The following is a 12,687-nucleotide window of genomic DNA, read 5'->3' on the forward strand; positions in this document are numbered from 1 at the left end:
TAATAAACGGACAGTCCTTTTGTATTAGGAAATAGCTTTCTCGGTCAATGATTTCTTTGCAGCAGCACGAATCGGAAGCATGGTTCCAATCAAAGTGATGGCAGCGCAGGCAAAGAACACCTTCGGCAATCCCAGGACAGCCAATCCGGTCAGTGATCCGAATATCACCAAATCGCAGACAGAATCAAGAATCGACAGCAAAGAAATGGTGGTCGCCCTGACTTCAGACGGAATTAAATCATTGCTGAGCTGTGAGTAGATCGGATACCTCACCGCCCTGACGAATGTCAGCAGAAAGAAAGCACCGAGCGCAGTCAAAAGGATTTCACCAAGAGAAGCTGCCAGTACCAGGCCGCCTACTGCCAGCAGCCCGGTCGCATTCATTAGAAATACGCGGGATAAGCGTTTGGTCATTAAATGAATGGATCTGGAAGCGAAAAATCCCATCAGGGCCGATAATGCATACATGACGCCAATCCATCCGACAGGAAGGCCGGCATCCTTTAAAAATGGCTGATCGAAGTTTTTAAATACAGCTCCAGCCGGGATGAACACCAGTGTCACGTTTAAGAACATCACCAGAAGCTGCGGTGCTTTTTTGATGGCTTTCAATCCTTCAGCAACTTGTGTGAAAGGATTTTCCCGGTAATGCAAGTGATGATCGGTTGGGTTTTTCAAGAAGAACAGAAAGATCAGCTCAACTACCTGGAAGCATAATCCTAATGCGATCAGAAGGATGAATTGTTCATTCTGTAAATCCCTCGCCATGTAAGACCCAAAAAGCACTGCTGCAATCATGGAGATGAAGCCCGCTGATTGAATTTTCCCCATAGCTGAATCCATAAGGTTTTGTTCATCTGACATCTTCAATGATTCGTAAATCAGCGCTTCATCCGCCCCTGAGAAGAACGTGACCGAAATCCCATTGATGGCGCTGTATAAGCAGAAAAGCCAAATATTATCTGCAAAGAAAAGGATCGATATGCTTGCCATTTTCACAAAGGCGCCGGTGATGAACGAGGCCTTTGGACCAAAACGGTCAGCGAAAACGCCTGTCGGTACTTCCCCGAGCAAGACACCGCCGCTCCAAAACATCAATACCACTAAAATGTTTGATTCCGTTAATCCTCTTTCCATATAGAAAAGGGTCAATACCGGCTGTATAAAACTGATCGTCCCAAAGAATTGGGACCAAAATAAAATGTTGATATTATGCGATGCGAGAGTATGTTTTTTCAATGTATTCTCCAACTTTCTCAAATTAATCCGATGCAAATGATTTTGAGAAACCGGAGTGTATTAGGATTAATTAGATATTAGCCACTCCAGTTTCAAGAATGGATAGTGTTTTTTGCATAAGTAATTCCTCCAATAAAATGTAAGTTTAATAATAAAAAAATTATAGCATGTATGGGTATTGAAGGTAATGAAAAATTATAAATATTGCGACAGAAGGAGTGCGGCTGCGTTATTTAGCATATGGAATACGATGCCTGGAGTGATGGAGCCGGACTTCTTGCAAAGGTACGAAAGAAGGAGCCCGGCGAAAAAAGCGGAAATGACGACTCCGAGAGAATAGAAGTGGGCGATTCCGAATAAAAGGCTGGATAGGACGCTGCTCGTTAAATACGAATATTTAGATCGGAAAAATGTCAGGATGACCCCACGGAAGATGAATTCCTCGTAAATAGGGACGAACAGGGAAGTCGCTAAGAACGTGAGGACGATCAACCCCGGATGCATATCCCAAACCCGTGCCAGACTCAATTCATTCAGCTGGTCTTTTGCTGAGGAAGGGAAAAAGAAATCAACCAGGAAACCGAACAGATAGGTGGCAATCATTAATATGATCAGGAGCAGGTATGTTTTTTTCATCCGGAGCGGCTTGAGAGATAATACGGGCCGAACCAGTCTTTTCATAGGGCCATAGAATAGCAGAAACAGACATGCCCCAAGCATTTGAAAAAAAGAAATGACAGCTGTTTGAAGACGATCGAGGGCATAGCCGGATAAGCCATCTGTTCCGGGCAGGATCCCTTTTCCGCTTGCGAAAAGGATTTCAGTCAATAAAGAAGAAGCAATCGGAACGAGTAAGAATGTAAAAATGATGCCCCAGACTAAATGCCTCCACTTGAAAGAATCATAGGAGCTGCTGTTTTTTATCATCTTTTTTCCCCTTTCATATGTGTGGAAATTCTCCTTATTTTTGTTCATCGGAAGTTTTTCAATCACACGCGCATATACATTCAATACAGAAGGCATGGCTTTCTGAAAACACGCAGGAGGGATGAACGATGAACGAATGGTATGTGGTACTCAACATCTTGGCCTTTCTGATTCTTGCCGGCGTCCTGGTCTATATGCAGCGGAAGCGGATTTCCTTTTCAAAAAGGGTCTTCACTGCACTGGGGCTGGGTCTTGTATTTGGTTTTGTCCTCCATTGGATTTACGGGAAAACTTCTGATGAACTGTCGCTTTCCATGGATTGGTACAATGTTGTCGGGTACGGCTATGTAAAGCTATTGCAGATGGTCACGATGCCTCTTGTCTTCATTTCTATTCTTTCTGCTTTTACAAAACTGAAACTGACGAAAAATCTCGGAAGGATCGCCGGTCTGATTTTGCTGCTGTTGATTGGAACGACGGCCGTCTCTGCCGCCGTAGGGATCAGCACCGCATTCGGATTCAATCTGGAAGCTGTCCAAATCCATGGAGGGGATGCGGAGCAGCTAAGAGGGCAGCAGCTTGAACAAACGTATACCCAGATTCAGGATCAAAGCTTCCCTAGCAAAGTCCTTCAGCTTCTGCCGGCCAATCCTTTCCTTGATTTCACTGGACAAAGGCCGACTTCAACGATTGCCGTGGTCATTTTTGCAGCTATCATCGGCCTTGCTTATTTAGGAGTCAAGCGGAAAGAGCCGGTCCAGGCAGATCAATTCAAGAGTCTGGTCGATTCCATCTATTCTATAGTTATGAGGGTTGTCACGCTTGTATTACGCCTGACTCCGTACGGGGTGCTTGCCATCATGACAAAAGCGGTCGCAACAAGTGATTTTGACGCCATTGTAAAACTGGGCAAATTCGTCATCGCTTCCTATGTCGCGCTGCTTGTGGTCTTTATCATCCATTTAATTTTGTTAAGCCTATTTGGCTTAAATCCATTCACCTACGTAAAGAAAGTTCTTCCGGTCCTTACATTTGCTTTCACGTCAAGGTCGAGTGCGGGTACACTTCCGTTGAATGTAAGCACCCAGACAAAGCACCTTGGTGTTTCTGAAGGAATTGCCAACTTATCGGGATCATTTGGATTGACGATCGGCCAAAATGGATGTGCAGGGATATATCCAGCGATGCTTGCCGTCATGATAGCCCCGACTGTCGGAATTGATCCGTTTACACCATCCTTTATTTTTACAGTGATAGCCGTAGTGGCAATCAGCTCATTCGGTGTCGCGGGAGTAGGAGGCGGAGCGACATTCGCTGCCATCCTCGTCTTGTCTGCCTTGAATCTGCCTGTTGCACTGGCGGGGCTGCTGATCTCGATCGAACCGCTGATCGATATGGGACGGACGGCACTAAATGTCAGCGGAGCGATGACAACAGGAGTCATTACAAGCAAAGTCAACAACGAACTCGACCTCGAAGTCTACAATGGTGCTGCAGAAGAAGTAGGAGCATAAATCGACAAAAGTCGGGTCGTGCCTGTCACGACCCGACTTTTGTCGAATAGATAGAAAAATACGAAAATTAGTTCTTTTTAAAATTGAATTCTGTTATTCTGGTAATATCTTGAAAGAGAGGGCAGGGGGAAGAGGTTTGATTTATCTAAAGAAAATAGGGGTTCAGCTTTTATTGTGGCTGGTTACAACATGCTTGTTCCTGTTGATTATATTCATGCCGGCAGAGGCTGTTTATAAGACAGGGCAGGGAGAACAGTTCATTTCAGCTGAATATCACTATACGATAGCACAGCACATACAGAATATAGAGAATTTTTTTCAATACATAATAGAACATAAAGGATTGGGAGATTACAATCCATCGGAAACGCTATTCCATCATATTTCAGACAAAGTGAAGAAAAGTATGTTGGTCGTCATTCCTGCATTGATCGCCGGATATTTCCTCGGCGTGGCGAAAGGGGTATTGGATTTTCGCTTGAAAGGCAAGAAAAAGGGCTTTCTAGGAAATGGTACGACTTGGTTCTTTTTATCCCTCCCGGATTTGTTTGTCATCATTTTTCTTCAAATCGGATTGATGTACCTTTACAGTAAAGGCCTGTTTTTCCACGTCGATCTGTTTGGGAGCGATAAAGTCGAAAACTATATAATGGCCTCCATTTTCCTGGCTATCTACCCCATTTTCTACATCGCCAATATCACAAATACAAGTTTAAGTGATGAACAGGGAATGGATTATATCCGTACAGCCAAATCCAAAGGGATTTCCAGCACAAAGATTTTATACGTTCATATTTTAAAGAATTCAGCGTCGAAGATCCTGGCACATTCTAATACGATTACACTCTATGTATTATCGAATCTATTTATAGTAGAAAGATTGACTGACTTTAGAGGGGCAGCTTATTACTTCTTCGAATCTGTAAACAGAGGATCGAGCTTTCATGTGGGAGGGAGTATGGAGGTAAACGTCATTTCCGCAGTAGGTTTTACGCTGTTCTTTACCATCATTATCTTCCTATCCAATTTGATTGCCCAATTATGCAGGGCGATGGTCGACCCTGTGGAAGAAAAGGGGGAATCAATATGAACCGTTCGCTCGCTGCAGGCGTTCTTTTATTAATCATGCTCCTCATAACGGCCATTGCTGCTCCGTATCTTCCTTTTGTGGATACTTCATTGAAGGAGCATGTCATGATGAAGCATGAAGATGGAAGTTTTACCCTTCCGCCGTTTGAACCATCAAAGCAGTTTCCGATCGGGTCGGACCAGAAGGGTGTCGATCTGTTGAGCAGGCTCCTGCTTGGAACGAAAGAAACGCTTTTGACGGTATTAGGCATTGCGTTGATGCGGTACATATTGGCTATCCCGCTTGGGGTGGGGAGCTTTTACTTTAAGCCGGCCAGATACGTGCTGACTATCTGGAACCGCCTATTCTCTTATATGCCGCCTATTTTTTTCCTGGCTCTTCTAATGGGCTTCCCATTCATCGTATTCTCTAATGATAGGATCCTTTGGTTTATGGTTGTCATTGCCTTGGTCGATGTCGGCAGGGTTGCGGACATCTTCTACAATACGCTTGTCGGAATTTCCAAGAAGCCATATGTGGAATCAGGGGTAGTTTCCGGGTGTTCCAAATGGAAGATGCTCCGGACGTATTACTGGCCGCCGCTTCAGCCGCATGTATTGATCCAGTTCTTTTCTGATATTGGCCGCATTCTATTTTTGATCGCTCAGCTTGGCGTCGTAAAGATTTATATCACTTTCAAATTTGTTTCCCAGCTTGGGGGAGGATATGATGCGGTGAATACCTCTAATGCTTGGCCGACATTCTTTGCCAATATCCTGGAGCACATTTGGTCTCATGCATGGATTCCTTTTACAGGGGTCATCGCTATCGCATTAACCATTTTTACTTTCTCGCTCATCAGCAGCGGGCTCCAGCAATTCTTTGACCGAAAGTTTAAGAGATACCAAGGGATGGATTTATAATAAATTTAGACTGCTTTAAGAAAAATTTAATATTCATCAGCGATGATAGAGCCAGAAGGAATCTCCGGCTTTCAAAAAAAGATTTAAAATTTGAAACCTTAAAGCGTTTAACCCGTAAAAAAGTAGGGAAGAGTTAATCAAGAAATAAGTCGGAAATATCTATATTCATTGTCTAGTATTTTAGGTAAAATAAAACTATGTCTTTGGACATCAAAATTGAAGAGGTGGTCTTTCTTGAAAAGAGATCATGATCAAGTCAAACGCGTGATTTCCCAGCTTGGAAAAATCGGTGTGAAAATTTCAAAAACAAAATCTAGACTGGAATTAAGAAAATCCTTAGATGAGATGAAGCGCATCCCAAGCTTCGCAGAACCGAATTCTTGATTCATTCGACAGAGCCCGGAAATCTTTGGAGCTCTGTTTTTTTTCATATATCCGCCCCTTTTGCGATATACATAGAATAGGGGGGATGGCCGGTGAATAAGAGCATGTTTGATTTAGAGACGCTGAAAAATATCAGAAGGCAGGCTGACGAGATTTCCTACATGTGCATGAGCAGACAGTTCTATGAGGATGAAAAGGTATTGAAGCAGGCGCTCGATCACATCTGCAGGACGCTTGGCATGTTCGCAGATATGGAAATCAAAAAAGTCAAAGGCGAGAATATTTCCTATGACCCCGAATCCTACATCAAGGGAAGGATGGCCCTCGCCTACAATGCCATCATGAAAATCAATCAAGATGAAGAATATCCAGCATGACTGCCCGCTCCAAGCGGGCAGTTTTTTCTTTTTGGGCGGGTATTCAATGTGTTTTGGAACAGGATCCCTATGCGCGACTTGCCCAAATCCCGTGAAAATAGAGCAAGTACCAATAGAAATTCCCCCGTTCCAAACAAGGTGAAGAGACAATTTGATGAAAACCTTCATTTGGACTGTCCCATTCTTCAATTTGAAGGGTGAAAATAGGAAAAAGTGCTGCGGAAGATTGGATTAGGGGTGCTGGAGAGGCGGAATCATAGGGAAATTGAGGTGAAATGGGCTCGTTAGTCGGCCTTATGCGCGAAAACCGACCGGCTATGCGCCACTTTGCTTCTCTTATGAGCCGGAATCCACCGGTTATGCGCGAAATCATATGGCTTATGCGCCGGAACAGGCTTCTTATGCGCGACCGGTCAAATCCCATCAAATAAGAGCAAGTACCAATAGAAATTCCCCCGTTCCAAACAAGGTGAAGAGACAATTTGATGAAAACCCTCATTTGGACTATCCCATTCTTCAATTTGAAGGGTGAAAATAGGAAAAAGTGCTGCAGAAGATTGGATCAGGGGTGCTGGAGACACGAAATCACAGGGAAAACGAGGGGGAATGGGCTTGTGAGTCGACCTTATGAGCGAAAACTGGCGGTCTATGCGCCACCTTGCTTCTCTTATGAGCCGGAATCCACCGGCTATGCGCGAAAACCTATGGCTTATGCGCCGGAACAGGCTCCTTATGCGCGACTGCCCAAATCCCGTGAAAAAAGAGCAAGTTCCAATAGAAATCCCCCCGTCCCAAACAAGATGAAGAGACAATTTGATGAACACCTTCATTTGGACTGTCCCATGCTTGCATTTGAGGGGTGAAAATAGGAAGAAGTGCTGCAGAAGATTGGATCCAGGGTGCGGGAGAGGCGGAATCATAGGAAATTGGGGGGGGAATGGACATGTGCGTCGGCCTTATGCGCGAAAACTGGCGGTCTATGCGCCACTTTGCTTCTCTTCTGCGCCGGAATCCACCGGCTATGCGCGAAATCATATGGCTTATGCGCCGGAACAGGCTCCTTATGCGCGACTGGCCCACTCCACTGGTGGCCACTGCACCATTCGACAAAAGTCGGGGGGTGACAGGCACCTTTTAACAGGCACCTTTTGGCACCTTTTAGCAGCCACCTCTTATGAGTTTTTTTGTTTTAGTATCACTTTGAAGTTTGTCCATACCGGAAAACGGAAACAGTAATAAAAACGAGAGTTCAGAGGAGAAGCGCGTATGCCAGAATTCAAAAAAGGATTGCTTATTTATAATGGGAATGCAGGCAATCGGGATCTAGCCAAAAACCTGCAGCAGACAGTACCGGTATTAGCGGAGCATTTAGATGAATTGACGCTGATGAAAACAAAAGAAGCAGGAGATGGAGAGCGGATTTGCCGCGAATTCGGCAGCCAGTATGATGTCCTGTTCATAATGGGAGGGGACGGTACGGTCCATGAATGCATAAATGGAGTAGCGGCACTTGAAACGCCTCCGGTGGTCGGGGTTCTGCCCGGCGGGACATGCAATGACTTCAGCCGATTATTAAAGGTTCCTCAAGATCTTGGGGCGGCTGCAGAACTGGCCGCATCAGGGAAGGTCGTCCAAACGGATATCGGAAGTGTAAACAACCGCTATTTTTCAAACTTTTGGGGAATCGGCTTGATCAGTGATACCTCCGAGAATATTAACGCTTCATCAAAGAATCTCCTGGGCAAAATCAGCTACTATATCAGCGCCATTCAAACAGTAAAAGAAGCCAGTCCGTTTTCATTTACTTTGACATATGATGGACAGGTTCTAGAAGATGAAGCAGTCATGATCCTAGTGGCCAATGGCTGTTTTATCGGAACCAATCGAGTGCCGCTGAAGAAAATCTGCGCTGATGACGGCCTATTGGATATCCTGGTTATCCGTAATGCCGGATTTGCGCTATTTAAAAGTTTGATTACACAGGAAGAGCCTACGGATATGGAGTTGGAAGAATCGGATATCATTCATCTGCAGGCAAAGGAAATCTCTGTGGAAACAGACAAACCGATGAAAGCAGACATGGACGGGGAAGTTTACGACGGAACGCCAGCAAGGATATCGATAGTTCCTAAAAAAATCCCTTTTATAATGGGAGAATTCCCATATTGAATCTAATAGGATGAGCCTTCACCTGCAAAAGCGTAATTGCTGCGGGTGAAGGCTTTTTTCGTATATAAGGCTGTTTTCGCAACCATTGTTGTTAAAATCTTAATGCCGATTTTAACGCCAAATTAGCTGTTTGGTGCGTTGCCATATAGTATCCAGGCTCTTTTCTAGCTTAATAAGCTATTTTGATTGCATAAGTGAACCTACTCTAAAGGCTAAAGCAACAAACTTTGAGAAAAGAGCCTTATATAAAACGTAGTCTTGAACGGAAATCAACAGCGGTGTTAAACATATAGTCTATAAAATGAAAAGAAATCAGCCTCTGGATGGAAAACATTGGAGAGTATTTAAGTTATAATGAAATCAGAAGATTCAAACTAAGGAGGAGCTATGGAAAAACTTATTGATATCAAAGGAGTAAAGAAATGGTATAAGAAAAAGAAATCCAACGAGCTGATTGAAGCCGTAAAAGGAATTTCTTTTCAAGTAGATCGTGGAGAAGTAGTGGGGCTTTTAGGTCCAAATGGAGCAGGGAAAACCACCTTGATTAAAATGATGTGTGGACTTTTGATTCCGAATGAAGGTTCAGTAGCCATCAATGGATTCGACATTAAATCCCAAAGATTGAAGGCGCTGCGTCACATCAGTGTCGTTTTAGAGGGAAATCGGAACCTGTATTGGCGTCTAACCGTGAGGGAAAACCTCGAATATTTCTCGGGAAATCGAGGAATGTCGAAAAAAGCAGTATCTCAAAAAGTGGATGAATTACTGGAGCGTTTCAATTTGACCCATAAATCCCATGAGCAGGTTAATACTCTTTCAAGGGGGATGCAGCAAAAACTATCCATCGCAGTTGCCCTGTTGGCAGACACGGATATTATTTTCCTGGATGAACCGACTCTCGGATTGGATATTGAAACAAGCTATGAAATCAGGAAGCTGCTTACAGAAATCGCAAAAAAGGAGAATAAAACGATTCTGCTTAGTTCCCATGACATGCCGGTTGTCCAGGAAATCTGTGAACGAGTTGTCATCATCAATGGTGGAGAAGTGGTCACGGATGAAAATGTCCAGAACCTGCTGGAGCTGTTTGATACAAAGGCTTACAGCTTCACTCTTTCAAATGCGCTCAATAAACAGCAGCTGGCAGTCCTTAATCATAACTTCCTAGCCAATATGAGCCAGGAGGATAACGGGGAAACGAAGTTGGAAGTAACGATTTCCCATAGCGATGAATTTTATCAGGTAATTGATTTGCTGAAGGAATTCCATGCTTCCATTGAAAAGATTGATCGTGCGTCCATTGATTTTGAAAAGGTATTTATGAAGATCGTGAAAGGAGAGCCGGAAAATGAAGTCACTCTATCTGCTACAAGCTAATTTCAGAAGGGAAGCAATCCTTCTTAAACGCTATCTTCCGAATACAATCAGTATGATTATCACATTTTACTGCATTTTTTTAGCGATGTTCTTCGGAATCAAAATTGTGGGGGATCCAGGTTCCGTCGATACGAATGTCCAATATGTCATCGTCAACTACATCTTCTGGTATATTGCCATGATGGCGATGCAGGATATTGGCTGGGTGATTTCAAATGAAGCATCTCTCGGTACACTCGAACAGTTGTATATGTCACCGATGGGAGCCTGGCGCATCCTGTTTGCCAGAATCGTTTCTTCAACCGTTTTACAGCTGGTCATCATCAGCTTATTGCTCTATATTTCCATGGCCACGACAAATACTTGGCTGAATATCGATATTATTTCGATTGCTCCAATTCTCATTTTGACGCTCTTAAGCATGTATGGGATCAGCTTCATGATTGCCGGAATGGCGATTATCTTTAAACAAATCCAGGCCTTTTTGCAAACTCTTCAGTTTGTCTTCATGGGATTGACCTTCCTTCCATTGAGTGTTGCCCCGTATCTTGCGGCCGCGCCTTTTGTAAAAGGGGTGGACATGGTGAGAACCATCATGGTAAAGGGAGTTTCACTGAATTCATTTACAGCGATGGACTTCCTTATACTAGGGGTAAATGCCCTTGTATATCTAAGTCTTGGGCTATGGGTTTTCAAGAAATGCGAAAAGATTGCCATGAAAAAAGGGATACTGGGACAGCATTAATAATGAAAAACACCCGAAGCTCCTGAACCGATGGGATGCTTCGGGTGTTTTTTTTACATTTGATCAGGCGCGGAAATCCCGAGTAGTCTCAAGCCTTCAGCCAGCACAATCACAACCGCTTGGACCAGAGCCAATCTTGAACTAAGCTCCTCGTCCTGTTCTAAAATCCTTACTTTTCCATAGTACTTATTGAATGATTTTGCCGTATCAATCAAGTATTTGGCGATGATGGAAGGAGAGAGGTGTGTATAGGCTTTTGAAACCACCTCTGGGAAAAGACGTAGCAGTTTGACGATTTCCCAGCTGTCATCATCCGATAATCCTTTGAATTCCACATCTTCAATAGGAGACTTTTTCAAAAGGGTGTTGGCACGTGCATGCGTATATTGGATGTAAGGACCCGTTTCTCCCTCGAAAGCAAGCATGTCTTCAAGGGAAAACTCGATATTATTCATCCGGTCATTCTTCAAATCGTGGAACAATACGGCCCCTGTTCCGACGGCTTTAGCTACTTCATCTGCATGTTGAAGCCCTGGATTTTTGGCTTTGATGTTGTTGGCGGCAAGCGAAATTGCCTCATTTAAGACTTCTTCAAGCAAGATGACTCTGCCTTTACGTGTGGACATCTTTTTCCCATCTTTTAAATAAAGGCCAAACGGCACGTGCTTCATTTGGTCGGCCCATGAATATCCCATCTTTTTCAGGACTCCGAAAACCTGCTTGAAATGGATGGTCTGCTCCTGGCCAACGATATAAAGTGCTTCGTCAAAATGATATTCCCGTTGACGGTAGAGGGCGGATGCCAAATCCCGGGTGGCATAGAGTGTAGCTCCATCAGATTTCTTGATCAGGCAGGGTGGAAGCTGTTTGTCATCTAATCGAACCACCTCAGCTCCTTCAGAAGTCTCCAAGAGTTTTTGCTCTTCCAGTAGTGCAATCACTTCTCCCATCTTGTCGTTATAAAAGGCTTCGCCGTTCCAATCATCAAACTGTACATTCATAAGGTCATAGATGGTCATGAATGCTTTAAGGGATTCATCACGGAACCAAGTCCAGATTCTTATGTTTTCTTCATCCCCATCTTCCAGCTCCTTAAATGCCTTTCGCCCTTCTTCTTCTAAAATGGGATCGTTTTCCGCTTCCTGATGAAACCGGATGTACAATTTAAATAACTCTTCAATTGGATTTTCCTGAACGTCCTCTTCGACACCCCATTTCCGATAGGCTGTGATTAATTTTCCGAACTGTGTTCCCCAATCTCCAAGATGATTGAGCCGAACTGCTTTATATCCAATTTTCTCAGCGATAAGGGCCAATGAGTTGCCAATCACGGTAGAGCGCAGATGCCCCATGGAAAATGGTTTGGCGATATTGGGAGAGGACATATCCAGTACGACGGTTTTCCCTATTCCGTAAACGCCGCTTCCAAAGGAGTTTCCTGCAGCTAGAATGGAAGGGATGATCGTGGCGGCAATTTCATTCTTAGAAAAGAAAACATTGATATAGGGGCCAGCTGGCTCTACATGATCAATCTCTCGTCCATTAATTTTAGGGGCTAGTGCTTCTGCTATTTCCAGAGGAGATTTTTTCATGGTCTTGGCCAGCGAGAAACAAGGGAAGGCTAAATCGCCAAGATGCTGATGCTTTGGTGTTTCAATGAGGGAGTAGACGGTTTGTGCATCTAATTCTCCATTTAATGCGGATAGGATGCTTTCGGTATAAATGCCTTTTAAATCAATCATTCATTTTCCTCCTTTTTAAAATAAAAAAAGCCCGCCTCTTATAAAAATAAGAGACGAGCTTGTACCCGCGTTGCCACTCTAAATTGACCCAAGTGATTTGGGTCCGCTTGAATCGATAACGGATAACCGGCCAGCATGAGTGCTGGCATCTTAGAAGTGCGCTTCATCACATGCATCCCGCCAGGCTTGCACCGGCCCCGGCTCGCTTAAGGGAGAGGCAT

General features: G+C 44.0%; 11 protein-coding genes and 1 other annotated feature (1 of these 12 running past the window's edge). Of the genes, 8 read left to right on the forward strand and 3 right to left on the reverse strand.

The window, feature by feature from the left end; genetic code table 11:
• Window positions 1-24: 24 nt before the first annotated feature.
• A complete protein-coding gene (locus ABTV07_RS01365; RefSeq protein ID WP_433746539.1) occupies window positions 25-1,239 on the reverse strand; it encodes an MFS transporter in 1,215 nt (404 codons plus the stop codon).
• 195 nt (window positions 1,240-1,434) lie between these two features.
• On the reverse strand, window positions 1,435-2,166 hold the full coding sequence (locus tag ABTV07_RS01370; protein WP_433746542.1) for a lysostaphin resistance A-like protein: 732 nt from the start codon (window positions 2,164-2,166) through the stop codon (window positions 1,435-1,437).
• 128 nt (window positions 2,167-2,294) lie between these two features.
• On the opposite strand from ABTV07_RS01370, the gene ABTV07_RS01375 reads away from it, so the two are divergent.
• From ABTV07_RS01375 to ABTV07_RS01410, 8 genes are all read left to right on the forward strand, one after another.
• Window positions 2,295-3,680, forward strand: coding sequence for an L-cystine transporter (locus ABTV07_RS01375; RefSeq protein ID WP_433746545.1), 1,386 nt, complete (start codon window positions 2,295-2,297; stop codon window positions 3,678-3,680).
• A 136-nt stretch (window positions 3,681-3,816) separates the two neighbouring features.
• A complete protein-coding gene (locus tag ABTV07_RS01380; protein WP_433746548.1) occupies window positions 3,817-4,770 on the forward strand; it encodes an ABC transporter permease subunit in 954 nt (317 codons plus the stop codon).
• Window positions 4,767-5,672: an ABC transporter permease subunit gene (locus tag ABTV07_RS01385; protein WP_433746551.1), complete on the forward strand. Its 906-nt coding sequence runs from the start codon at window positions 4,767-4,769 to the stop codon at window positions 5,670-5,672. Before ABTV07_RS01380 ends, ABTV07_RS01385 begins: the two co-directional genes overlap by 4 nt.
• Window positions 5,673-5,906: 234 nt before the next feature.
• On the forward strand, window positions 5,907-6,056 hold the full coding sequence (locus tag ABTV07_RS01390) for an Lmo0850 family protein (protein ID WP_158538417.1): 150 nt from the start codon (window positions 5,907-5,909) through the stop codon (window positions 6,054-6,056).
• 92 nt (window positions 6,057-6,148) lie between these two features.
• Window positions 6,149-6,433 (forward strand): hypothetical protein, encoded by a 285-nt coding sequence (locus tag ABTV07_RS01395; protein ID WP_433746553.1) that lies wholly within the window; start codon window positions 6,149-6,151, stop codon window positions 6,431-6,433.
• Window positions 6,434-7,699: 1,266 nt separating this feature from the next.
• A complete protein-coding gene (locus ABTV07_RS01400) occupies window positions 7,700-8,602 on the forward strand; it encodes a diacylglycerol/lipid kinase family protein (RefSeq protein WP_433746556.1) in 903 nt (300 codons plus the stop codon).
• Window positions 8,603-8,989: 387 nt separating this feature from the next.
• Window positions 8,990-9,979, forward strand: a complete 990-nt coding sequence (locus ABTV07_RS01405; protein ID WP_433746559.1) for an ABC transporter ATP-binding protein — start codon at window positions 8,990-8,992, stop codon at window positions 9,977-9,979.
• Entirely contained in the window at window positions 9,951-10,724 is a 774-nt protein-coding gene (locus tag ABTV07_RS01410; RefSeq protein ID WP_433746562.1) for an ABC transporter permease, read from the forward strand. Before ABTV07_RS01405 ends, ABTV07_RS01410 begins: the two co-directional genes overlap by 29 nt.
• Before the next feature lie 53 nt (window positions 10,725-10,777).
• Here the strand turns inward: ABTV07_RS01410 and argS are convergent, their stop codons facing one another.
• Entirely contained in the window at window positions 10,778-12,463 is a 1,686-nt protein-coding gene (gene argS, locus ABTV07_RS01415; protein WP_433751030.1) for an arginine--tRNA ligase, read from the reverse strand.
• Window positions 12,464-12,512: 49 nt separating this feature from the next.
• Window positions 12,513-12,687, reverse strand: a binding site (T-box leader) (it continues 28 nt past the right edge of the window).

The sequence above is a fragment of the Falsibacillus pallidus genome, assembly GCF_050990905.1.
GTDB classification, from domain to species: domain Bacteria; phylum Bacillota; class Bacilli; order Bacillales; family DSM-25281; genus Falsibacillus; species Falsibacillus pallidus_A.